This is a genomic window from Streptomyces sp. NPDC007856, from assembly GCF_042868225.1.
Lineage (GTDB): Bacteria > Actinomycetota > Actinomycetes > Streptomycetales > Streptomycetaceae > Streptomyces.
The window spans coordinates 78,187-98,744 of sequence record NZ_JBIAEC010000002.1; the positions used below are offsets into that span (position 1 = coordinate 78,187).

22 protein-coding genes are annotated in these 20,558 nt (G+C 71.3%); 12 read left to right on the forward strand and 10 right to left on the reverse strand.

What is annotated here, in order from left to right; genetic code table 11:
- Positions 1–12: 12 nt before the first annotated feature.
- The 3 genes from ACFYOH_RS04765 to ACFYOH_RS04775 form a co-directional block, all read right to left on the reverse strand.
- Positions 13–591, reverse strand: a complete 579-nt coding sequence (locus ACFYOH_RS04765) for a TerD family protein (RefSeq protein ID WP_388621212.1) — start codon at positions 589–591, stop codon at positions 13–15.
- A gap of 157 nt (positions 592–748) precedes the next feature.
- The gene (gene uvrB / locus ACFYOH_RS04770; protein WP_388621214.1) at positions 749–2,887 is read right to left on the reverse strand and encodes an excinuclease ABC subunit UvrB; all 2,139 of its coding nucleotides are present in this window, start codon (positions 2,885–2,887) and stop codon (positions 749–751) included.
- A gap of 40 nt (positions 2,888–2,927) precedes the next feature.
- A complete protein-coding gene (locus ACFYOH_RS04775) occupies positions 2,928–3,794 on the reverse strand; it encodes an MHYT domain-containing protein (protein WP_388621216.1) in 867 nt (288 codons plus the stop codon).
- Positions 3,795–4,071: 277 nt separating this feature from the next.
- Here ACFYOH_RS04775 and ACFYOH_RS04780 point away from each other — a divergent pair, with 277 nt between their 5' ends.
- Both ACFYOH_RS04780 and ACFYOH_RS04785 read left to right on the forward strand, forming a co-directional pair.
- Positions 4,072–4,941 (forward strand): glycerophosphodiester phosphodiesterase, encoded by an 870-nt coding sequence (locus ACFYOH_RS04780; protein WP_388621218.1) that lies wholly within the window; start codon positions 4,072–4,074, stop codon positions 4,939–4,941.
- A 41-nt stretch (positions 4,942–4,982) separates the two neighbouring features.
- Positions 4,983–5,537: a methylated-DNA--[protein]-cysteine S-methyltransferase gene (locus ACFYOH_RS04785; RefSeq protein WP_388621220.1), complete on the forward strand. Its 555-nt coding sequence runs from the start codon at positions 4,983–4,985 to the stop codon at positions 5,535–5,537.
- A 48-nt stretch (positions 5,538–5,585) separates the two neighbouring features.
- Here the strand turns inward: ACFYOH_RS04785 and ACFYOH_RS04790 are convergent, their stop codons facing one another.
- Complete coding sequence (locus ACFYOH_RS04790; protein WP_388621222.1) at positions 5,586–6,017, reverse strand: VOC family protein; 432 nt, start codon at positions 6,015–6,017, stop codon at positions 5,586–5,588.
- A gap of 116 nt (positions 6,018–6,133) precedes the next feature.
- On the opposite strand from ACFYOH_RS04790, the gene ACFYOH_RS04795 reads away from it, so the two are divergent.
- Both ACFYOH_RS04795 and ACFYOH_RS04800 read left to right on the forward strand, forming a co-directional pair.
- Positions 6,134–7,042 (forward strand): pseudouridine-5'-phosphate glycosidase, encoded by a 909-nt coding sequence (locus ACFYOH_RS04795; RefSeq protein WP_388621224.1) that lies wholly within the window; start codon positions 6,134–6,136, stop codon positions 7,040–7,042.
- Positions 7,027–7,962: a carbohydrate kinase family protein gene (locus ACFYOH_RS04800; RefSeq protein WP_388621226.1), complete on the forward strand. Its 936-nt coding sequence runs from the start codon at positions 7,027–7,029 to the stop codon at positions 7,960–7,962. Before ACFYOH_RS04795 ends, ACFYOH_RS04800 begins: the two co-directional genes overlap by 16 nt.
- Before the next feature lie 179 nt (positions 7,963–8,141).
- Here ACFYOH_RS04800 and ACFYOH_RS04805 read toward each other — a convergent pair whose 3' ends face one another.
- Positions 8,142–8,939: a methyltransferase domain-containing protein gene (locus ACFYOH_RS04805; protein ID WP_388621228.1), complete on the reverse strand. Its 798-nt coding sequence runs from the start codon at positions 8,937–8,939 to the stop codon at positions 8,142–8,144.
- Positions 8,940–9,156: 217 nt separating this feature from the next.
- Between ACFYOH_RS04805 and corA the strand changes: the two genes are divergently transcribed.
- Positions 9,157–10,284: a magnesium/cobalt transporter CorA gene (corA, locus tag ACFYOH_RS04810; protein WP_388621230.1), complete on the forward strand. Its 1,128-nt coding sequence runs from the start codon at positions 9,157–9,159 to the stop codon at positions 10,282–10,284.
- Positions 10,285–10,318: 34 nt separating this feature from the next.
- On the opposite strand, the gene ACFYOH_RS04815 is transcribed toward corA, so the two are convergent.
- Positions 10,319–10,951 (reverse strand): uridine kinase, encoded by a 633-nt coding sequence (locus ACFYOH_RS04815; protein ID WP_388621232.1) that lies wholly within the window; start codon positions 10,949–10,951, stop codon positions 10,319–10,321.
- 232 nt (positions 10,952–11,183) lie between these two features.
- Here ACFYOH_RS04815 and ACFYOH_RS04820 point away from each other — a divergent pair, with 232 nt between their 5' ends.
- From ACFYOH_RS04820 to ACFYOH_RS04835, 4 genes are all read left to right on the forward strand, one after another.
- Complete coding sequence (locus tag ACFYOH_RS04820; protein ID WP_388621234.1) at positions 11,184–11,564, forward strand: hypothetical protein; 381 nt, start codon at positions 11,184–11,186, stop codon at positions 11,562–11,564.
- A 44-nt stretch (positions 11,565–11,608) separates the two neighbouring features.
- Entirely contained in the window at positions 11,609–12,304 is a 696-nt protein-coding gene (locus ACFYOH_RS04825; protein WP_388621236.1) for a DUF2293 domain-containing protein, read from the forward strand.
- Between the two features lie 113 nt (positions 12,305–12,417).
- A complete protein-coding gene (locus tag ACFYOH_RS04830) occupies positions 12,418–12,897 on the forward strand; it encodes a DUF1772 domain-containing protein (protein WP_388622309.1) in 480 nt (159 codons plus the stop codon).
- Positions 12,898–13,098: 201 nt separating this feature from the next.
- Complete coding sequence (locus ACFYOH_RS04835; RefSeq protein ID WP_388621238.1) at positions 13,099–14,586, forward strand: glutamate synthase subunit beta; 1,488 nt, start codon at positions 13,099–13,101, stop codon at positions 14,584–14,586.
- Between the two features lie 183 nt (positions 14,587–14,769).
- Here ACFYOH_RS04835 and ACFYOH_RS04840 read toward each other — a convergent pair whose 3' ends face one another.
- Positions 14,770–15,288, reverse strand: a complete 519-nt coding sequence (locus ACFYOH_RS04840; RefSeq protein WP_388621240.1) for a carboxymuconolactone decarboxylase family protein — start codon at positions 15,286–15,288, stop codon at positions 14,770–14,772.
- A 46-nt stretch (positions 15,289–15,334) separates the two neighbouring features.
- Here ACFYOH_RS04840 and ACFYOH_RS04845 point away from each other — a divergent pair, with 46 nt between their 5' ends.
- Positions 15,335–16,756: a PLP-dependent aminotransferase family protein gene (locus ACFYOH_RS04845; RefSeq protein WP_388621243.1), complete on the forward strand. Its 1,422-nt coding sequence runs from the start codon at positions 15,335–15,337 to the stop codon at positions 16,754–16,756.
- Positions 16,757–16,859: 103 nt separating this feature from the next.
- On the opposite strand, the gene ACFYOH_RS04850 is transcribed toward ACFYOH_RS04845, so the two are convergent.
- From ACFYOH_RS04850 to ACFYOH_RS04860, 3 genes are all read right to left on the reverse strand, one after another.
- Entirely contained in the window at positions 16,860–17,669 is an 810-nt protein-coding gene (locus ACFYOH_RS04850) for an SAM-dependent methyltransferase (protein ID WP_388621245.1), read from the reverse strand.
- Between the two features lie 97 nt (positions 17,670–17,766).
- Complete coding sequence (locus tag ACFYOH_RS04855; RefSeq protein ID WP_388621247.1) at positions 17,767–18,021, reverse strand: DUF397 domain-containing protein; 255 nt, start codon at positions 18,019–18,021, stop codon at positions 17,767–17,769.
- Positions 18,022–18,882, reverse strand: a complete 861-nt coding sequence (locus tag ACFYOH_RS04860) for a helix-turn-helix domain-containing protein (protein ID WP_388621249.1) — start codon at positions 18,880–18,882, stop codon at positions 18,022–18,024. It lies immediately after the preceding gene.
- 248 nt (positions 18,883–19,130) lie between these two features.
- Between ACFYOH_RS04860 and ACFYOH_RS04865 the strand changes: the two genes are divergently transcribed.
- Both ACFYOH_RS04865 and ACFYOH_RS04870 read left to right on the forward strand, forming a co-directional pair.
- On the forward strand, positions 19,131–19,877 hold the full coding sequence (locus ACFYOH_RS04865; protein ID WP_388621251.1) for an ATP-binding protein: 747 nt from the start codon (positions 19,131–19,133) through the stop codon (positions 19,875–19,877).
- A gap of 179 nt (positions 19,878–20,056) precedes the next feature.
- Complete coding sequence (locus ACFYOH_RS04870; RefSeq protein WP_388622311.1) at positions 20,057–20,443, forward strand: hypothetical protein; 387 nt, start codon at positions 20,057–20,059, stop codon at positions 20,441–20,443.
- Positions 20,444–20,558 lie beyond the last annotated feature (115 nt).

The following is a 20,558-nucleotide window of genomic DNA, read 5'->3' on the forward strand; positions in this document are numbered from 1 at the left end:
GAGCGGGCGGCCCTACAGGTGCTGCTGGATCGCCGGCATCAGGTCCTGGAACGTACGTCCGTTGGCCGGAGCGCCCAGGGCGGTCATCGTCCAGCCGGCGCCCGCGCGGTGCACCTTCGCCATGATCTGGGCGGTGTAGTCGCCGCCGCCGTCCAGCGTGTAGCGGGCCAGTTCCTGGCCGTTGGTCTCGTCCACCAGGCGGCAGAACGCGTTCTGCACCTCCTGGAAGGTCTGGCCCGTGAAGGAGTTCACGGTGAAGACGATCTGGTCGATGTGGACCGGGACGCGCTGCAGGTCCACGAGGATCGCCTCGTCGTCACCGCCCTGTCCGGCGCCGCCGACGAGGTTGTCGCCGGTGTGGCGGACGGAACCGTCGTCGCTCACCAGGTGGCGGAAGAACACGACATCGACCGGCTGGGTCTCGGCGAACAGTACGGCCGACGCGTCCAGGTCGATCTCGCGCGTGCGGGAGCCGAACAGACCGCGCCGCTTCGCCGCCTGCCAGCCGAGCCCCATACGGACCGCGGTCAGGGTGCCCCCGTCCTTCTTCTCCAGGCTGATGGCCTGACCCTTGCTCAAGTTGACGGACACCGCTGAATCCCCTCTCGAAAGTCCCCTGTTGCCGCGCAGTGCGCGGTTGTCCAGAACCCTACGCAGGGCCACCGACAGTGCCGAACCCCGGTCCGCGCTTTGTGTCGGTGTTGCAACACTTGGCGCATATACCGAGGTCCGGCAGGGTGGCGAGGGTTCAGGCGAGACCGGCTTCCCGCATCTGGCGCAGTTCCTTCTTCATCTCCGAGACCTCGTCACGCAGCCGGGCCGCGATCTCGAACTGCAGCTCCGCGGCGGCGGCGCGCATGCGCTCGGTCATCTCCTCGATCTGCTCGGCGAGTTCGGCCGCCGGTCGGTCCGTGGGAACCGCGGCCGCCGCCTTGCCCTTCGCCGACTTGCCGGCCTTGGCCGCCTTCTCGCCCAGCGCCGGGACGGGTGCCTTGGCGCCCTTGCCGTCCTTGGACTTGCGGTAGCCGGTGCCGAGGAGCTGCTCGGTGTCGACCTCCTCGCGGGCGATCTGCGCGACGATGTCGTTGATCTTCTTGCGCAGCGGCTGCGGGTCGATGCCGTTGGCCTTGTTGTAGGCGATCTGCTTCTCCCGGCGGCGGTTGGTCTCCTCGATGGCCTTCTCCATCGCCGGGGTGATCTTGTCGGCGTACATATGGACCTGGCCGGAGACGTTGCGCGCCGCGCGGCCGATGGTCTGGATCAGAGAGGTGCCCGACCGCAGGAAGCCTTCCTTGTCGGCGTCCAGGATCGCCACCAGGGACACCTCGGGCAGGTCGAGGCCCTCCCGGAGAAGGTTGATGCCGACGAGGACGTCGTACTCACCGGAGCGCAGCTCGCGCAGCAGTTCGACGCGGCGCAGGGTGTCGACGTCGCTGTGCAGATAGCGCACCTGGATGCCGAGCTCCAGGAAGTAGTCGGTGAGGTCCTCGGCCATCTTCTTGGTGAGCGTGGTGACGAGGACCCGCTCGTCCTTCTCGGTGCGCTTGCGGATCTCGTGCACCAGGTCGTCGATCTGCCCCTCGGTGGGCTTGACCACGACCTGCGGGTCGACCAGACCGGTGGGGCGGATGATCTGCTCGACGACGCCGTCCCCGCGGGACAGCTCGTAGGTGCCCGGGGTGGCGGACAGGTAGACGGTCTGGCCGATGCGCTCCTGGAACTCCTCCCACTTCAGGGGGCGGTTGTCCAGCGCGGAGGGCAGGCGGAAGCCGTGCTCCACGAGGGTGCGCTTGCGGGAGGCGTCGCCCTCATACATGGCGCCGATCTGCGGGACGGTGACGTGCGACTCGTCGATGACGAGCAGGAAGTCGTCCGGGAAGTAGTCCAGCAGGGTGTTGGGCGGGGAGCCCGGCGAGCGGCCGTCGAAGTGCATCGAGTAGTTCTCCACACCGGAGCAGGTGCCGATCTGGCGGAGCATCTCGATGTCGTACGTGGTGCGCATCCGCAGGCGCTGGGCCTCCAGGAGCTTGCCCTGCTTCTCCAGCTCGGCAAGGCGCTCCCCCAGCTCCTTCTCGATGTCGTTGACGGCCCGCTCCATGCGCTCGGGGCCGGCGACGTAGTGGGAGGCGGGGAAGACGTACAGCTGCTGGTCGTCGCTGATGATCTCACCGGTGAGCGGGTGCAGCGTGGACAGCGCTTCGATCTCGTCGCCGAACATCTCGATGCGGACGGCCAGCTCCTCGTAGACCGGGAAGATCTCGATGGTGTCGCCGCGGACCCGGAAGGTGCCGCGGGTGAAGGCCATGTCGTTGCGCGTGTACTGGATGTCGACGAAGCGGCGCAGCAGCTCGTCGCGGTCCATCTCGTCGCCGACCCTGAGGGGGACCATCCGGTCCACGTACTCCTGCGGGGTACCGAGACCGTAGATGCAGGACACCGAGGCGACCACGATGACGTCGCGGCGGGTGAGCAGCGAGTTCGTCGCCGAGTGGCGCAGCCGCTCGACCTCCTCGTTGATCGAGGAGTCCTTCTCGATGTAGGTGTCCGACTGCGGGACGTAGGCCTCGGGCTGGTAGTAGTCGTAGTACGAGACGAAGTATTCGACCGCGTTGTTCGGCAACAGCTCGCGGAACTCGTTGGCCAACTGGGCGGCCAGCGTCTTGTTCGGCGCCATCACGAGCGTGGGGCGCTGGAGCTTCTCGATCATCCATGCCGTGGTGGCGGACTTGCCGGTGCCGGTCGCGCCCAGCAGGACGACGTCCTTCTCACCGGCCTGGATGCGCCTGGCGAGGTCGGCGATGGCCGTCGGCTGGTCGCCGCTGGGCTGGTAGGGGCTGACGACCTCGAAGGGCGCCACCGTGCGTTCGATCTGGGAAACGGGCCGCATGTCATCCACCGTACGACCCCGCACTGACAACGGGTCCGGATCAGCGGTTCTGCGGGGTCCGGGAGAGGTGGTGCTCGGACCGTGACCCCTCGTGGAGGGCGGGACGCCGGGGCGGGTGGGAGGCGACGGTGGAGGCCGGGACACCCGGTTTGTGCTCGACGGGCCTGGGGACGGGCCGGCCCGTGATCATCAGCGGGTCGAAGATCACCACGACGCCCGCGAGGAGCAGGAAGGCGAGCGGACCGATCAGCATGGGCGCGAGCACGGACGGTTCCGGCGCGCCTCCGCCGGTGTGGGAGGTGTCGTCGAGGTGAACGCCGAGGGCGGCCATGCCCGTGTAGTGCATGCCGCTGACCGCGAGCCCCATCACGAGGCTCGCCCCCACGCTCCACATGAAGCCCCGGACGCGTCCGGCGGCCCACAGCGCCGCGGTGGCGGCCACGACCGCTATGACGACGGATACGGCGACGGTGAGCGTGTTGTAGGTGAACCGCCCGTGGAAGTGCACGCCGGCCATGCCGAGGTAGTGCATCGAGGCGACGCCCAGACCGGTGACCGTGCCACCGGTGAACAGCGCGGTGCCGGTGGCACCCCGGTAGCCGACGATGAAGATCCCGAGGCCGACCATCACGATGGCGAGGCCGAGGCTCGCATAGGTGATCGGCTTGTCGTAGTGGATCGGCGTCTCCTTGATGGCGAAGCCCATCATGGCGACGAAGTGCATGGTCCAGATGCCGGAGCCGATCGCGGCCGAGCCGAGGGCCAGCCAGGCGGGCCGCCGGGAGTGCGTGACCAGCAGGGACCGGGTGGTGCAGCGCAGGCCGAGGGCGCCGCCGAGGCAGGCCATCAGATAGGCCACCAATGGAGTGACGGCCCCGTAGCTGAATCCGTCGACCGTGCCTTGCATCCGCGGCTGCCCTTCCGCCCTCTTGCGTCCCGGAATCCTTGAAATGTTCCCCCGGCCCAGGACCGCCGGGGCGGTCAGGGTTGTCGCAGAGAGTATGACCCCCACCGGAATGGTCGAACGATTTTCCGGCAAAGAAACACGGCCTTGCCGCAGTTGTGCGGCACCGGTGAGCGGACTTGGGACATATCCATTCCGTCTGTGGTCATCGTGCGCCGGGTGCCGTGACATTCTGCTGTCAGTCTGTTGCTGTCCGTGTTCGTCGATGTGAGGAGTCTGCATGCACGCGCGCGTAGTTGCCGCCACGGTCGCCGCGGTCCTGGGGACGGCGCCCCTGCTGAGCCCCGGCTCCGACGCCCGGGCCGGCGGCGTCGGCGAGCCGACGGTGATCGCCCACCGCGGTGCCTCCGCCTACGCTCCCGAGAACACGCTGGCCTCGATCGACAAGGCAGCGCAGCTGGGCTTCACCTGGGTCGAGAACGACGTCCAGCGCACCAAGGACGGCGAGCTGGTCGTCATCCACGACGACAGCCTGCAGCGCACCACGAACGTCGCGCAGGTCTTCCCCGGCCGGGCGCGGTGGAAGGTGAAGGACTTCACGGCGGCCGAGATCGCCCGGCTGGACGCGGGCAGCTGGTACTCGCCCGCCTATGCGGGCACGCGCGTGCCGACGCTGCAGCAGTACATGCGCCGGGTCGAGCACAACCACGAGGAACTGCTCCTGGAGATCAAGAACCCGGAGCTGTATCCGGGCATCGAGCAGCAGACCCTGAAGCTCCTCGGCAACGAGGGCTGGCTGGACCACGAACACCTGGACCGGCTGATCGTGCAGAGCTTCAGCGCCGACAGCATCCGGACCGTGCACGAACTGAAGCCCGCGATCACCACCGCCTGCCTCGGGACACCCACCGTGGCGCAGCTGCACCAGTACGCGCGCTTCACTGATCTCATCAACCCCTCGTATGGGTCGCTCTCCAAGGGGTACGTCTCGGCCGTGCACGCCTTCGACGGGCCGCACGGCAGGCCGCTCAGGGTGTTCACCTGGACGGTGAACGACGCGACCACCGCGCGCAAGGCCACGGGCTACGGCGTGGACGGGATCATCACCAACAAGCCCGACGTGGTGCGGGCGGCGCTCGGCTCCGAGTGAGCGCGGCGGGCGTTGTCACTGGCGGGCCGTACCGTGGGCGCATGGACAGCCATGTGCAGGACGAGCAGCGGGTCGTGTGGGCCGTGGTGGGCACGGACATCGGGCCGCTGATGCTGGCGGCGACCCGTGACGGCCTGGTCAACGTCGTCTTCCACGCCACGGACGCGGTGCGCGACCGCGCCGTGGAGCGGCTGGCGGCCCGGCTGGGCGCCGCTCCCGTGGAGGATCCCGGCTCACCGCTGCTGGCGGAGGCGATACGCCAGCTGCGGGCCTACTTCGCGGGCGAGCGGCACGACTTCGACCTGCCGCTGGACTGGTCGCTGATCTCGGGCTTCAACCGGCAGGTGCTGCGCGAGCTCGCGACCGGTGTGCCCTACGGCACGGTGGTGGGGTACGGCGATCTCGCCGGGCGGGTCGGACAGCCCGGCGCGGCGCAGGCGGTCGGCGCGGCCATGGGTGCCAATCCGTTGCCGGTGGTCGTTCCGTGTCACCGGGTGGTGGAGAGCGACGGCGGGATCGGCGGCTTCGGGGGCGGACTGGAGACCAAGCGGAAGCTGCTCGCCCTGGAGGGCGTACTGCCCGAGCCGCTGTTCTGACCGCGCCCCGGACACCCGTCTCCGGCGGGCCCCGGACACCGGCCCAGGCTACTCGCCGTAGTGCCGGGCCTCGAAGACGTTGCCGTCGGGGTCGCGGAAGTAGAAGCTGCTCGTGGCGTTGCCGCGGGCACCGGAGAGGTTGTGGTCGACGCCCGAGACGGCGACGCCATGTTCCTCCAGGCGGGCGCGCAGGGCGTCGAAGGCGTCGGACGGCAGGGACAGGCAGACGTGGTTCACCGGGTGACCCGCGCTCTCGGCCGCACCGGGCAGCATCTTCATGCGTGCGGCCATGGTGAGCGGGGCGAGGTCGAAGATGGTCTCCTCGTTGACGCGCACCGAGGGGAAGGCCACCATTCCCTCGGCGAACTCGGCGACCCTGATCGGCTCCAGACCGACTGCCTCCTGGTAGAAGCCGGCCGCGGCCACGGGATCGGCCACCCACAGGACGACATGGTCGAGACGCATGCTGTTCGTGGTCATGCGCCCCAGGCTGGTGGCGTCCGCCACAGTCCGCAAGGGCAACAGGCCATAAGCGTTTAACGGCGGCCGGCGCCCGCCAGAGATGAGGAAAGGCCGACGGACAGGAGGCGGTGCGCGTGGTGCTGGTGGTGTCGGAAGAGGTCCGGGAAGCGATCGACGAACGGCGGCCGGTGGTGGCCCTGGAGTCCACGATCATCGCGCACGGCCTGCCCCGCCCGCGCAATCTGCAGGTGGCGCTGGAGCTGGAGGACGCGGTGCGCCGGGAGGGGGCCGTCCCGGCGACCATCGCCGTGCTCGACGGCCGTCCCCTGGTCGGTCTGGACAAGGAGCAGCTGGAGCGGGTCGCGAACGAGGACGGCATCCGCAAGCTGGGTCATCGCGATCTGCCGCTCGCCGTGGCGGCAGGCGTGAGCGGGGCGACCACCGTGTCGGCGACGGCACAGCTGGCCGCGCTCGCGGGCCTCCGGGTGTTCGCCACCGGCGGGCTGGGCGGTGTGCACCGGGAGTGGACCGCGACCCAGGACGAGTCGGCCGACCTCGGTCTGCTGGCCCGCACCCGGATCACGGTGGTCTGCGCAGGCGTGAAGTCGATCCTGGACGTACCGGCGACCCTGCAGCGGCTGGAGACGCTGGGCGTGGCCGTCGCCGGGTACGGCACGAACCGGTTCCCCGGCTTCTACCTGTCCGACTCGGGGCATCCGGTCGACTGGACACTGGACACCCCGGAGCAGGTCGCGGACGTCATGCGGGCCCAGGAGGCGCTCGACGCGCCGCCGTCGGCGCTGATCGTCGCCCAGCCCGTCCCGGAGGCGGAGCAGCTCGATCCCGAGCTGCACGCGCGCGTGCTGGCCGACGGCCTGCGCGCCTGCACGGACCAGGGCGTCTCCGGTCAGGCGGTGACCCCGTTCCTGCTGGACTACCTGGTCCGGCACACCGCAGGGGCCTCCCTGAGCGCCAATCTGGCAGCAGTACGCGGCAACGTACGGCTGGCGGCACGGATCGCCACGGCGTGGACCAGGAGGTGACCACGGGCCGGGACGGGGCCCTGCTGGTCGTCGGTGACGTGGTCACGGATGTGGTCGCCCGGCACCAGGGGCCGCTCGCGGCCGGCACCGACACCGCCGCGTCGATCCGCACCCTGCCGGGCGGCGCGGGCGCGAACGTGGCCTGCTGGGCCGCGCACGCGGGCTGTGCGGACGTACGGCTGCTGGGGCGGGTGGGCGCGGACGCGGCCGCATGGCACGAGCGTGAGCTGATCGCGGCCGGTGTGCGGCCCCGGCTGGTGATCGATCCGACAGCGGCGACCGGGACGGTCATCTGCCTGGTCGATGCGGGTGCTGCGGCGGAGCGTACGTTCCTCACGGACAGCGGGGCGTCTTTGCGGCTCGAACCCGCCGACTGGTCGGACGCATTGCTCGACGGCGTCGGACGGCTGCACCTGTCGGGGTATCTGCTGTTCACGGAGCCGAGCCGGGAGCTCGCACGGACGGCGCTCGCGGCGGCACGCGCGCGTGGCGTGCCGGTCAGCCTCGATCCGGCGTCGGCCGGCTTCCTGGTGCGGCTGGGGGTGGACCGCTTCCTGGCCTTCGCGGAGGGGCTGGACGTGCTGCTGCCCAGCCGGGACGAGGCATGTCTGCTGACGGGGCTGCCGGATCCGGTGGACGCGGCGGACAAGTTGAGCCGTCTCGTCCCGCTGGTGGTCACCAAGGCGGGTGCGGACGGTGCGCTGGTGGCCCGTTCCGGCAGCGGACCGGTCAGGGTCCCGGCCGTGCCGGCGGCTCCTCGGGACACCACGGGCGCCGGTGACGCCTTCACCGGTGCGTTCCTCGCCGCCCTGCTCACGGGAGCGGACCCCGAGGAGGCGGCGGCACGCGGCTGCCGGGCAGGTGCGGAGGCGGTCGAACGGTTGGGGGCCAGACCGCCGTGTCCGGGGCGCGACGGCTAGCGCCCGGCGGGCGCCATGGGGGCACCGGCAGCGGAGGCTCGGCTCGCGCCGCGTCGCGAACGCCGTCGCGGGGGTGGTTGGCTGGGATCCGCGCCGAGCCCGGCCGGGGCGGCTGAGGCCGGCGCCGTACCGGCGCGGGAGCCCAGGCCTTTCCCCCCGCTAGTCCTTCCTCTAGTCCTTTAGTCCTTCCTCCCCCACGCCGAGATCATCGGCGCGGTGGCCAGGTCCATGCTGCCGGCCTCGACGTTGGCCAGGTGCTGGTCGACGTCCTCGTCGGTGGCGAGCCCGGCGGCAACCAGCCGGTTCCGGATCTGACGGACCGTCGCGGCCTCGAGAGCGGTGCAGGCAGGTGATGCCACCGGAAAGAACGCATCGGCCTCCACCCCGCTCAGTCCGGCCTCGCGGAGCAGACGCGGGAGTTTGCGGCCGTACGAGAGGTCGGCGCCACGTTGGGCGAGCAGCGTGCGGAAGCCCTGACGCAGGCGGTTGGCGAGCCGCTGCTCGGGACCGTACTCGTCGGGGCAGATCAGGGGCTGGAGAGCGGGGTCGGCATCCTCGATCAGCAGATGCCCGCCGGGCCGGAGGGCCTGGATCATGGACCGCAACGCCCTTTCCCGGTCCGGCACATGGACGAGGACGAGCCGGGCGTGGACCAGGTCGAAGCCCTCACCCGGTGGTTCCTCGGCACCCACGTCGTGGACCCGCACCTCCACCGGCGCACTCGCCGCCGCGGCGGCGAGCCGCGAGGTGTCGATGTCAGTGGCGACGACCTGTCCGGTGGGGCCCACCTTCCTGGCGAGCCAGGACACCACGGAGGTGCCGCCGGCCCCGACTTCCCAGCAGCGCCGGCCCAGCCCGATGCCCAGCGCCTCGATGTGCCGGAAGGTCGTGGGATCGAAGAGGGCGGCGAAGGCGTCGAAGCGCTCCGCGGCCTCGTTCTGCCGGTTGTCCAGGAGATATCCGTCGGATGAGGTCATGCCCGATCATCGCAGTCACCCGGCTCTGGCCGGTCCGCCGGCGCTCCGGCCAGGGGCGGCCGGGGCCGAGGCCGCGGCATCGGTGCTCCGTCCACAGTCGGGAACCAAGCGGAACCTCCCGTTCCCACAGGCTTACCCGCGCTTTGCCCTCGGCTGGCAGACTTGCCGGGCAGGGCGCGAAAGCGTTGCGTGAGGAGATCCAGGCAAGGAGATCCAGATGTCGATGGCGGGGAATCTGCGGAAGGTCACGGGGCTGGACAGGGTCGGCGGCCTGCGCAAGGTGGCGCGGCTGGCCAGGCGGCGGCCGCGCGTGGACCTGAGCCATCCCGCCCGGTCACCGCTGGGCTCCTCGGTGGTCAACTGTGTGACGTACCAGGACGGTGTGCGCGTCCCGCAGTGCACGGACCTGGTGGATGCCGTGCGGATGGTGCGCAAGACGGGGGAGGGCTTCGTCTGGCTCGGGCTGCACGAGCCGACGGACCGTGAGTTCGCCGGCATCGCCGAACTCTTCGACCTGCACCCCTTGGCGGTGGAGGACGCGGTCGAGGCCCATCAGCGGCCGAAGCTGGAGCACTACGGCGACACGCTCTTCGCGGTGTTCAAGACGGTCTGCTACGTGGAGCACGAACAACTGACGGCGACCAGCGAGGTGGTCGACACCGGTGAGATCATGGTGTTCGTCGGTGAGGACTTCGTCATCACGGTGCGGCACGGCCGGCACGGCTCACTGGGCCCGCTGCGCGAGGAGCTGGAGGCGCATCCGCACCAGCTCGCCAAGGGGCCGGCGGCGGTGCTGCACGCGATCGCCGACCATGTCGTCGACGACTATCTGAACGTCACGGACGCGGTGCAGGCCGACATCGACCAGGTCGAAACGGAGGTGTTCTCGGAGAACGGTGCGCGGCTCGACCCCGGGCGCATCTACCAGATGAAGCGTGAACTGCTGGAGCTGAAGCGGGCGGTGGTGCCGCTCGGCCGCCCGGTGGAGGACCTTGCCACCCGGCCCATACGGGTCATCGCCCCGGAGATACAGACCTACTTCCGGGACGTGCTCGACCACCTGATACGCGCCAAGGAACAGATCGCCGCCTTCGACGAACTGCTCAACTCCATTCTGCAGGCCCACCTCGCGCAGGTGACCGTCGCGCAGAACGAGGACATGCGGAAGATCACGGCCTGGGCCGCAGTGATCGCCGTACCGACGATGGTGTGCGGGGTGTACGGCATGAACTTCGACCACATGCCGGAACTGCACTGGCGGTTCGGCTATCCGCTGGTCATGGCCGTCATGGCGGCGGCGTGTCTGGTGCTGTACCGGGGCTTCAGGCGCAACGGCTGGCTCTGAGCGGCGGGGGCACGCTGCCGGGCGGCCGCCCGGATCAGCCGCTCCAGGCGGGATGGCGCGGGTCGTCGGCGCGCACCAGCACGTCCGCCGTGCCCGCGGGGTCCGTCTCGGACTCGTAGCGCTCGAAGGCGGGGAGCGTCCAGTGCTCGCTCTCAGGGGTACGGCGGCGCAGGGCACCCGGGGAGAGGAGGAGGTGCACGGTCAGGTCGAAGGGGAACCAGTGCCGCAACAGGAGGGGGCCGTGGAGCAACAGGACTCCTCCGGGCGGGAGTTGGACATACGGGCTGCGGGTGGCCCGGTCGGTGGCCGGATCCCACAGGTCGGGCAGGACCCGCCCGCTGCCACCGGGGTCGAGCGGGCCGAAGACCTCGCGCCACAGGGCGCCGGTGTCGAACCAACCGCCGTAGTACGACTCCGCGTCGCGCCGCCCGTGCTCCAGGCGCAGCGAGGCGGGGCGCAGGAAACCCTCCACGCCGACCACGAGTGAGGGCCGGCCACGCACCCGCAGCGCTTCCCCGACCCGTTCCGCGAGGTCGCCGGGCCGGGCGGCCGGGGCCCCGTCGAAGCCGACACGCGGCCAGGCGCTTCCGTCGGCCGGTTCCAGCCCGGCCAGCCGATCGGCGAGCTGCTCCGCGAGCCGGTCCCAGGTGATCGCTTCGAGTCGCACAGGGCCATGATGCCGGGTGGCGGAAGGTGAGGTGACAGTGCCTGTCGGGGACGGGCCCGGCGCCAGGGCTGACCGGGTTCGGAGGGGCGGATCAGTTGCGGTGTCCGGACGCTCGGCGGGCCCGAGCAGGGGTTCGAGACGCTCGACGCCGGGTTCTTCGTGAAGGCGGCCGACGCGCTGCTCGACGGGCTCGCCGCGGCCGAGGTGGGCCGGCTCGTCGCGGTGGGGCTGGGTGCGAATCTGGTCGGCGAGGACGGCCGGGGTGGTGGACGACCTGGTGGCCTTCCCGCCGGAGCTCCTTCCTTTCGCCCGGGCCCACACCGCGGGACTGGACCGCCTGCGGAAACGGGTGGACGGCCCCGTCGACTGGGTGATGCTCACGCCCGCCGGACACCTGGAGCACGGCGGACCGCGGACGGGGCGGTACCGCGTCGGCGGGGAGCGGCTGCCCCGTGCCGAGAGTGGCGACGGCGGGGCTGAGCCGTGGCTGTCGTACGCCGAGCTCGCCGTGGCGGCGGTGGACGAGATCCAGGCTTCGGCGCGGCACCGTATCCGGGTGCCGGTGGTCAACGTCCGGAGCCGGAAGGAGGAGGCAATGGACAAGACGGAGTAGGCAAGGCGTGGGAGGCGAGGGTGGCGGCGGGGAAAGTACCGCGTATGGCGCTTCCCTCAACTCCCCACTCACCCGGACGGCTTGTCGTCATCCAGGCGCAGAAGCCCAAGCGGTGCGCCACGTGCCGGCGCGGGCCGCTGTCGCTGCTCGTGCTGGAGGACGGGGCACCGCGCTGTCTGCACTGCACGGACCTCGGGCACCTGGTGTTCCTGCCGCGCGGGGACACCGCACTGACCCGCAGGTCGAGAGAGGAGAGCGGGCTGTCGGTCGTCGTGGTGCGGTTCAACCGGCGCAAGGGACGTTACGAGCGGCAGGGCGTGCTGGTGGAGGAGGCGGCGCTGGCCCGGGCCGAGGCCCGCTGCCTGGCGGACGCGGAGGCGCGGCGCAGGCGGCGGGCGCGGGACGCGCGGCGCCGGGCGGCGGAGGACGAGCGGTTCGCGGCGGCGTTCGCGGCCGAGATCCTGCGGCTCTTTCCGGGCTGCCCTGCCGATCGCGCGCGGGCCGTCGCGGCGCACGCGTCCGTGCGCGGCAGTGGACGGGTCGGGCGCAGTGCGGCCGGGCGGGCGCTGTCGGAGGGAGCGGTGGTCTCGGCGGTCGTGGCGGCCGTACGGCATGTGGACACACCGTACGACCAGCTGCTGATGAGCGGGGTGCCACGGTACGAGGCACGGCGCCGCATCGCCCCGGCTGTGGAGAGTGTGCTGCGGGCCTGGCAGGACGCCGGGGCGGAGGCAGGCTGAGCGGGAGGGGGCGGGGGGGTGGGGGGGTGGGGGGTGGGGGGAGAAGGAAGGAGGAGAAAAAGAGGTGCTGCCGGGCGCGTACCGGGCGGAACGAGACGGGATGGGGCGTGGAGATGATCGACGGGCCGTTCTTCGTGCTGGTCGTGGTGGGGGTACTCGGCACCGGGCTGATGGCCGGGGTGTTCTGCGCGTTCTCGACCTTTGTGATGCGGGGGCTCGCCGGGCTGCCGCCCGCGCAGGGTGTCGCGGCGATGAACGCGATCAATGTCGCCGCCGTCCGGCCCGCCTTCATGACGGTGTTCAACGGCTCGGCGGTGCTGAGCTCGATGATCGCGGTGGTGACGTTCGTGGTGTGGCCGGACGAAGGGAAGCTCGAACTGCTGCTGGGCAGCGCGCTGTATCTCTTCGGTTCGTTCGGGCTGACGATCGTCGCCAACGTCCCCCGCAACGACCGGCTGGCCCGGCTGACCCCGGGCGCCGCGGAGGCCGCCGAGTACTGGCCGGCGTACGTACGCGAGTGGACGTTCTGGAACCACGTCCGCACCGGCGCCTCGGCAGCGGCCGCACTGGTCTACGTACTGGCCCTCGCCTGATCTGCGTGCGGGCCCCGGGGCGGCCGGCTCCTGACAAGCCCCCGCTCTGACAAGCCATGGAGAAAGCGCTGTCCACCACTCTGCGCGGTGGCCGGGGCGGACGTATCGTGGCCGAAAGAGTGCCGAAGGACGCCGCCCGAATGGCGTACGGCCCGTCGTACACCGATACCCGCGCGGTATCCGTACGCGAGGAAGACGACCATGGCCGATCCCAAGGGGTTCATGAACACGCCGCGCCGGGAGTGGCCGCGGCGGCCCGTCGAGGAGCGGGTGCGGGACTGGGACGAGGTGTATGTCCCGGGAGCGCTGCTGCCCATCATCAGCAAGCAGGCCGATCGGTGCATGGACTGCGGCATCCCGTTCTGCCACGACGCCTGCCCGCTGGGCAATCTGATCCCGGAGTGGAACGACCTGGTCTCCCGGGAGGACTGGCGGGCGGCGAGCGACCGGCTGCACGCCACCAACAACTTCCCCGAGTTCACCGGGCGGTTGTGTCCGGCACCGTGCGAGGCGGGATGCGTGCTGGCGATCAACCAGCCGGCCGTCACCATCAAGAACGTCGAGTGCGCGATCGCCGACCGGGCCTGGGAGGAAGGTTTCGCCCAGGCGCGTCCGCCCGAGCGGCTGTCCGGGAAGACGGTCGCCGTCATCGGCTCCGGGCCCACCGGGCTCGCCGCGGCGCAGCAGCTGACCCGGGCCGGACACACCGTCGCCGTGTACGAGAAGGACGACCGGATCGGCGGGCTGATGCGGTACGGCATCCCCGAGTTCAAGATGGAGAAACGGCATCTGGAGCGACGGATCGAGCAGATGCGGGCCGAGGGGACGAAGTTCCGTACGTCGACGGCCGTCGGGCGGGATGTCGGGGCGGTGGAGCTGCGCGGACGGTACGACGCCGTGGTCATCGCCACGGGGGCCACGGCGTGGCGGGAACTTCCGGTGCCGGGTCGGGAGTTGTACGGGATACACCAGGCGATGGAGTATCTGCCGCTGGCCAACAGGGTGTGTGAGGGGGATCTGGAGGTTTCACCGCTGTCCGCGGCCGGCAAGCACGTGGTGATCGTCGGCGGCGGGGACACCGGGGCGGACTGTCTGGGCACGGCGGTGCGCGAGGGGGCCGCGTCCGTGACCCAGCTGGACATCTACGCGCAGCCGGGCACCGAGCGCGACGAGGAAACCGAGCCATGGCCGACATACCCGAAGGTCTACCGGCTGTCGGCCGCGCACGAGGAGGCCCGGGACCTGCGTACGGCACCGGCGGCGGACGCGGACGCGCGGCTGTTCGCCGCGTCAACGCTCCACTTCGAGGGGGACGGCAGCGGGCGGGTGCGGTCGCTGCACCTGGTAGAGGTCGACGAGTCGCGCCGCCCCGTGCCGGGCACCGGGCGGGCGCTGCCCGCCGATCTCGTGCTGCTCGCCCTCGGGTTCTCCGGGCCGGACCAGAAGGACGGGCTGATCGGGCAGTTGGGGCTGGAGCTCGAAACGCGCGGCACGATTGCCCGGGACGACGGCTTCGCGACCAGCGTCCCCGGGGTGTTCGCGGCCGGGGACGCGGCGCGCGGGCAGTCGCTCATCGTCTGGGCGATCGCGGAGGGGCGGGCGGTGGCGGCGGCCGTCGACCGCTGGCTGACCGGGAGTTCACGGTTGCCTGCGCCGGTCTCTCCGAGGGATCGGCCGATGAGGGTGTAGGCGTGACCGACGGCTACTTGTCGCCGTCGGCTGTCCTCGGCTGTGGTGACGTCCGGTTCGCACCGCCGGGATACGCCATTGTGATTGCCGGTATGCCGGTATGAGGTTACCGGCGAGATCGGCTGCCGCAGGTGGAGTGGCCGGCGAGGCAGGGCGATCGCCGCCCGCCTCTGTCGTCGCCGCTCAGCCCTTCCGCTCGTCCGTCCCCGCCACCTTCCCCGTCGACAGGGCCACCCGGTTCCACGTGTTGATCGTGCAGATCACGGCGATGACGTGGGCCAGTTCCTCCTCGTCGAAGTGGGCCGCGGCCTCGGCGTAGACGGCGTCGGGGACGCCCGCGTCGGCGACGAGGGTCAGGGCCTCGGTGAGCGCGAGCGCGGCCTGTTCCTTGGGTGTGAAGAAGTGCCGTGCCTCGCGCCAGACGGCGACCATGTGCAGCCGGTCCTCGCTCTCGCCTGCCTTGCGGGCCTGGTTGGTGTGCATGTGCAGGCAGTAGGCGCAGTGGTTGAGGAGGGAGGAGCGGATCTGGATCAGCTCCACCAGCGCCGGGTCCAGGCCGGCGCGGGCGGCGGCGTCGAAGCCGACGATGGCGCGGAAGACCTTGGGGGCGGACTTCGCGAAGTCCAGTCGGGTGCGCGCGGCCTCGACCTCGGCGATCGCGGTGGTGATGTCGGCTGCGGCGGTGTTCGTGTTCGTCGTCATGGCCTCAACCTAGGGGCCCGATAGACCGGTTGTAGGGTGCATTTCCATGACGAAATCGTGGGTCAATTCCGCGGAGCGGATCGGCGCCGATCTGCATCTGGAGCTGTCGGGTCCGGGTGGGCGGCGGGCCGCGCTGACCCGGGCGCTGCGCGAGGCCGTGCGCGGCGGGCGGCTGGCGCCGGGCACCCGGTTGCCGCCGTACCGGTCGCTCGCCGCCGATCTGGGCGTGGCCCGCAACACGGTGGCCGACGCGTATGCGGAACTGGTCGCGGAGGGCTGGCTGACCGCCCGCCAGGGTTCGGGCACCCGGGTCGCCGACCGGGCGGAGCCGCTGCGGGACGCCGTACGGACGCCCGTGAAAACACCTCCACGCGAGCGTGGCCCGCGACACGATCTGCGGCAGGGCGCGCCGGACGCGTCGGCGTTCCCGCGGGTGGCCTGGTCGGCCTGCTATCGGCGGGCGCTCCAGACAGCGCCGAACGAGGCGTTCGGGCCCGGGAATCCGGCCGGGCGGCGTGAGCTGCGGGAGGCTCTGACCGAATATCTGGCACGCGCGCGTGGCGTGCGGACCGAGCCGGACCGGATCGTGATCTGCTCGGGCTTCGCGCATGCGCTGCGGCTGCTGTTCGGCCAGGGCGCGGGCGGGGTGCTGCGCGGTCCGCTGGGCGTGGAGGCGTACGGGCTGGACTTCCACCGGGGGCTGCTCACCACGGCCGGGGTGCGCACGGTGCCGCTGCCGCTGGACGAGCACGGCGCGCGAGTGGACGTACTCGGGCGGGAGCGGGCCGTGCTGCTCACGCCGGCGCACCAGTTCCCGACCGGCGGCCCGCTGCACCCGGAGCGCCGGGCGGCCGTGATCGGCTGGGCACGCGCGCGTGGGACGGTGGTACTGGAGGACGACTACGACGGCGAGTTCCGATACGACCGCAAGCCGGTCGGTGCGCTCCAGGGTCTCGATCCGGAGCGGGTGATCCACCTCGGGTCGGTCAGCAAGAGCCTGTCGCCGGCGCTGCGGCTGGGCTGGATGGTGCTGCCGGAGCGATATGTGGGGCCCGTGCTGGCGGCGAAGGGCGAGCGGGAGGGCTGGGCGAGCGTCCTGGACCAGCTGGCCTTGGCGGAGTTCATCGTCTCCGGGTCGTACGACCGTCATGTGCGGCGCATGCGGCAGCGCTACCGGCACCGGCGTGACCGGCTCGTCGCCGCGCTCACCGAACACGCGCCGCAGGTCGAGGTGACGGGCATCGCGGCCGGGCTGCACGCGGTGCTGCGGCTGCCGCCCGGCACCGAGCGGTCCACGGTGAAGGCCGCCGCATGGCAGGGCGTCGCCGTGGACGGACTCGACGCGTTCCGGCATCCGCAGGCGGCCGCGACGATGGGTGACGGATTGGTGGTGGGGTACGCGGCCGCCGCGGAACACGCCTACGGCGCGGCACTGGAGGCGCTGTGCGGGGTGCTGCCTCCCGGGTGAGGAGCGGGGCGCCTCCGGCGTGCGGCGTAGTTGCCCCCGGCGCGCGCGGCGCGGGGACGGTTCAGTGGCCGGCCCTGGCGCTGAACAGGCGCGGCGCGCGGGTCTACCGCTTCCGGGCCACCGCCCCGTACCCCGGGATCACCCCGTCGTCCTGGCCCGGGACCGGCTCGCCCAGTTCCGGGTGCCACTTGTGGACGATCTCGACGCCGGGCTCGACCAGGTCGAGGCCGGTGAAGAAGCGGGTGAACTCGTCGCGGGAGCGCAGGGCGAGGGTGACGCCGGCCGCCTTCAGCTTCGCGGTGGAGGCCGACGACTCATCGGGGGTGAAGTCGGCCGTGGCGTGGGTCATCGTCAGGTAGCTGCCGGAGGGAAGTTCGGCCAGCAGCCGGCCGACCAGGTCGTGCGCGCCGTCCTCGTCGGGAATGAAGTGCAGCAGGGCGACCAGGGAGAGCGCGACCGGCCGGTCGAGGTCCAGGACCCGCCGGGCGCCGGCGACGATCGCGTCCGGATCGCGCACGTCCGCCTGCAGGTACTCGGTCGCGCCCTCCGGTGTGCTGCGCAGCAGGGCCGCGGCGTGGGCCAGCACGACCGGGTCGTGGTCGCAGTAGACGACCCGGGCCTCGGGCGCGACCTGCTGGGCGATCTGGTGCAGGTTCGGCTCGGTGGGGATGCCGGTGCCGATGTCCAGGAACTGCCGTACGCCCTGCTGGGCGAGCCACCGGGTGGCGCGGTGCATGAACGCGCGGTTGACCCTGGCCATCACCGGCACCCGGGGGTCGAGGGCCAGCATCTGACGGCCCATCGCCTCGTCGACGGGGTAGTTGTCCTTGCCGCCGAGATACCAGTCGTACATCCGCGCGGGATGCGGCTTGCTGGTGTCGATCGCCACGGCCGTCGGGTCCTGCCCTGTCATGCGGCACTCCATGAGCGTCATGAGCGTTCGGCGCAATGAATGATCAAGTCGGTACCAAGATAAGGAAGTTGAGCGAGAAGCAACATGCGGTTCAAGGTCAGGACAGCAGGAAGTCGGCCTCCCCCGCCTTGGCACCCTCGATGAACGCGGTCATCTCGGCGGTGGTGTAGATCAGCGCCGGCCCGTCCGGGTCGGTGGACTGCCGCACGGCTATCCGGCCGTCGGCGAGCTTCATCGCCTCCAGACAGTTCCCTCCGTTGCCGCCGCTCCAGGGCTTGTGCCAGCCCTCGCTGCCCAACTCCCGCGCCGGCATGCCGTTGTAGACGTGTCCGCGCGGCGTGATGCGATCCATTCACAGCTCCTTGCGGAGATCCCGGAGGATCTCCTTCGTGCGTTGTGCCGTAGCGGCCTGCGCCGCCATGCGGTCCATGACCTCGAGGTGGGTCGCCACCTCAGTGCGCGCGTCCAGATAGACGGCGCCGGTGAGGTACTCGCTGTAGACCATGTCCGGCAGCTCCGGCATGGCGAATCGGAACAGCACGAAGGGCCCGTACGTCCCCGGGTGCGGCCCGCTCGCGAACGGGGCGACCTGGAGCGTCACATGGGGCAGCTTCGTGGCCTCGAGCAACTTGTCGATCTGCGCGCGCATCACCTCCGGAGGGCCGACCGGGCGGCGCAGGGCGGTCTCGTCCATCACCGCCCAGAAGCGCGGGGCGTCGGGACGGGTGAGGAGTTGCTGGCGTTGCATGCGCAGGGCGACGTGCCGCTCGATGTCGTCCGGGCTGGTCTGGCCGATGGCACCGGACTTGAGCACACCGCGCGCATAGTCCTCGGTCTGGAGCAGGCCGGGGACGAAGTGCGGCTCGTAGGAGCGGATGAGGCCGGCCGCGCCCTCCAGGCTGACGTACATCGAGAACCAGCCGGGCAGGATGTCGTGGAAGCGCTGCCACCAGCCGGGTTTGTTGGCCTCCTCGGCCAGCCGGACGAAGAGTTCGGCCTCGTCGTCGGCCACGCCGTAGGACTTCAGCAGCAGTTGCAGGTACGGGATCTTGAGGGCGACCTCGGCCATCTCCATACGGCGGACGGTGGCGGGCGCGACACGCAGGACGCGGGCGGCCTCCTCACGCTTCAGTCCGGCACGTTCCCTCAGGTCCAACAGGCGTCGGCCGAGGACGACCTGGCCCACCGTCGGCGCGGACCGCGGTTCGCTCACGCTCTCACCTCCACCGAACGCCTCCACCGAACGTCTTCTGACAACCGAAAGTTTCCTGACAGATGTCTCCCGACAGCCCTGCGGCGCCATTCGAAGATGCATTCGAAGACCGGGACGGACCTCCGATGACCCCAATTGGCGCCGCTCGACGTGCTGTTGCGAGCAGTGTGCCACGGCCCCTGACCGAGTCACACAGCACTCTGCAACTTTCAGAGTGACACTTGCCAAGTGTTCACGGCGAGGAGATAGTGGCAAGCGTGATTCCGTCCGCGCCCTTAGGAACAGACGCCGCCGCAGACCACCCCGGTCTCGGTGCGGCCACGGGAACAGCCCCTGACGGGGGCGCTGCCGGGCGCCGGTTCCGCTTCGAGCTGGCCGCACATCCGGGTTCCGTCGCCCAGGCGAGACGCCTCGCGCATGCCCGGCTGACCGGCTGGTCGGTGTGCGCGGACACCTGCGACAGCGCGGCCCTGGTCATATCCGAGCTGGTCACCAACGCGATCGTGCACACCGCGAGCAGTCGGGTGGTGTGCGAGCTGCAGGATCACGACGACACCGTGCGCATAGCCGTACGCGACGAGGGCTGCGCCCCGGGCGAACCCCACCCGTCCCCGCAGCGGCCCGATGAGGAGCACGGGAGGGGATTGCTCCTCGTCGACGCGCTGTGCCGGGCCTGGGGCGCGCAGGAACACGGGCCCGGGCTGCTGGTATGGGCCGAGCTGACCCGGGGGGACGACGCGGACCGCGACACCGCCGCTCCGCGAGCCGACCTGGGCTGGGGCGCCCGTCCCAAGCCGGGCCGCCCGGACGACTCCGGCGAGGACGAGGCACCGGAGGGCCGAGAACGGGCCGCCGGGCACCTCCCCGCTCTCGCACCCGAGCCCCAGCACCGCCCCGGGGCACCGGACCCCCACCGCCACCGATTCCTGGACCGGCCACCCCACCAGTCTCTGCACCACGCCCCCGAGCAGCACCGCGCCGGGGAGCGCCCGTGACCGCACGGCACGGCTCCGGCGGCTACGGCCCGGACGGGCGCGAGTCAGATGGGCACGAGTCAGACGGGCACGACAACAGTCACGACGTCACGAGCCCCTTCCGACCCGGCGCCGCGCGCGCCCCCCGTACCGCCCTTGCCGTCAGTGCCGTCGGCCAGGGCCCCGAGCGGTCCCTCGGTCTGGACACCCTGGTGCGGCTGCAACGACACAGGTCCGTCCCGGACGCACCCCGCCGGCTCGCGGTGCCGGAGGGCATGACCGCACCGCTCGGCTGCGACGCCGTGGCCGTGCCCGACCGCCTCGGCCCGCTCGTCGTACCCCGGCTGCCGCGGCTGGGCTGTGTGTACACCGACGGCGCCCGCTGGTGGTGGATCGTTCCGTCGGACTCCGACTACGCCCTGCCCTGGCCCTCTCCGGCGCACTACGCCCCCGGCGCCCTGGTCACCGGCACCGCACGGCTCATCCACCGTCCGGAGGGTACGGTTCCGTACACCCCGCCGATCCCGCTGTACCTGGCCCTGTGTCGGGTGACCGGGACGACTCCGGACTGGTCCCGGGCGGCGTGAGGCCGCGCTCGCCTCGGCGGTGACGCCCGCTGCAGTGCGGGCTCGCCCTGCACTCCCTTCGCTCCCCCGCACTCCCCCCTCGCGCCCTCCCCCGCCACCCGTACGCCCGGAGATA

What these genes read in the sequence shown, in the direction of transcription:
- uvrB (WP_388621214.1), bottom strand. Translation starts at nt 2,887, where the DNA reads ATGCGGCCCGTTTCCCAGATCGAACGCACGGTGGCGCCCTTCGAGGTC.
- ACFYOH_RS04775 (WP_388621216.1), bottom strand. Translation starts at nt 3,794, where the DNA reads ATGCAAGGCACGGTCGACGGATTCAGCTACGGGGCCGTCACTCCATTG.
- ACFYOH_RS04780 (WP_388621218.1), top strand. Translation starts at nt 4,072, where the DNA reads ATGCACGCGCGCGTAGTTGCCGCCACGGTCGCCGCGGTCCTGGGGACG.
- ACFYOH_RS04785 (WP_388621220.1), top strand. Translation starts at nt 4,983, where the DNA reads ATGGACAGCCATGTGCAGGACGAGCAGCGGGTCGTGTGGGCCGTGGTG.
- ACFYOH_RS04790 (WP_388621222.1), bottom strand. Translation starts at nt 6,017, where the DNA reads ATGACCACGAACAGCATGCGTCTCGACCATGTCGTCCTGTGGGTGGCC.
- ACFYOH_RS04805 (WP_388621228.1), bottom strand. Translation starts at nt 8,939, where the DNA reads ATGACCTCATCCGACGGATATCTCCTGGACAACCGGCAGAACGAGGCC.
- corA (WP_388621230.1), top strand. Translation starts at nt 9,157, where the DNA reads ATGTCGATGGCGGGGAATCTGCGGAAGGTCACGGGGCTGGACAGGGTC.
- ACFYOH_RS04825 (WP_388621236.1), top strand. Translation starts at nt 11,609, where the DNA reads ATGGCGCTTCCCTCAACTCCCCACTCACCCGGACGGCTTGTCGTCATC.
- ACFYOH_RS04830 (WP_388622309.1), top strand. Translation starts at nt 12,418, where the DNA reads ATGATCGACGGGCCGTTCTTCGTGCTGGTCGTGGTGGGGGTACTCGGC.
- ACFYOH_RS04835 (WP_388621238.1), top strand. Translation starts at nt 13,099, where the DNA reads ATGGCCGATCCCAAGGGGTTCATGAACACGCCGCGCCGGGAGTGGCCG.
- ACFYOH_RS04840 (WP_388621240.1), bottom strand. Translation starts at nt 15,288, where the DNA reads ATGACGACGAACACGAACACCGCCGCAGCCGACATCACCACCGCGATC.
- ACFYOH_RS04845 (WP_388621243.1), top strand. Translation starts at nt 15,335, where the DNA reads ATGACGAAATCGTGGGTCAATTCCGCGGAGCGGATCGGCGCCGATCTG.
- ACFYOH_RS04850 (WP_388621245.1), bottom strand. Translation starts at nt 17,669, where the DNA reads ATGACAGGGCAGGACCCGACGGCCGTGGCGATCGACACCAGCAAGCCG.
- ACFYOH_RS04855 (WP_388621247.1), bottom strand. Translation starts at nt 18,021, where the DNA reads ATGGATCGCATCACGCCGCGCGGACACGTCTACAACGGCATGCCGGCG.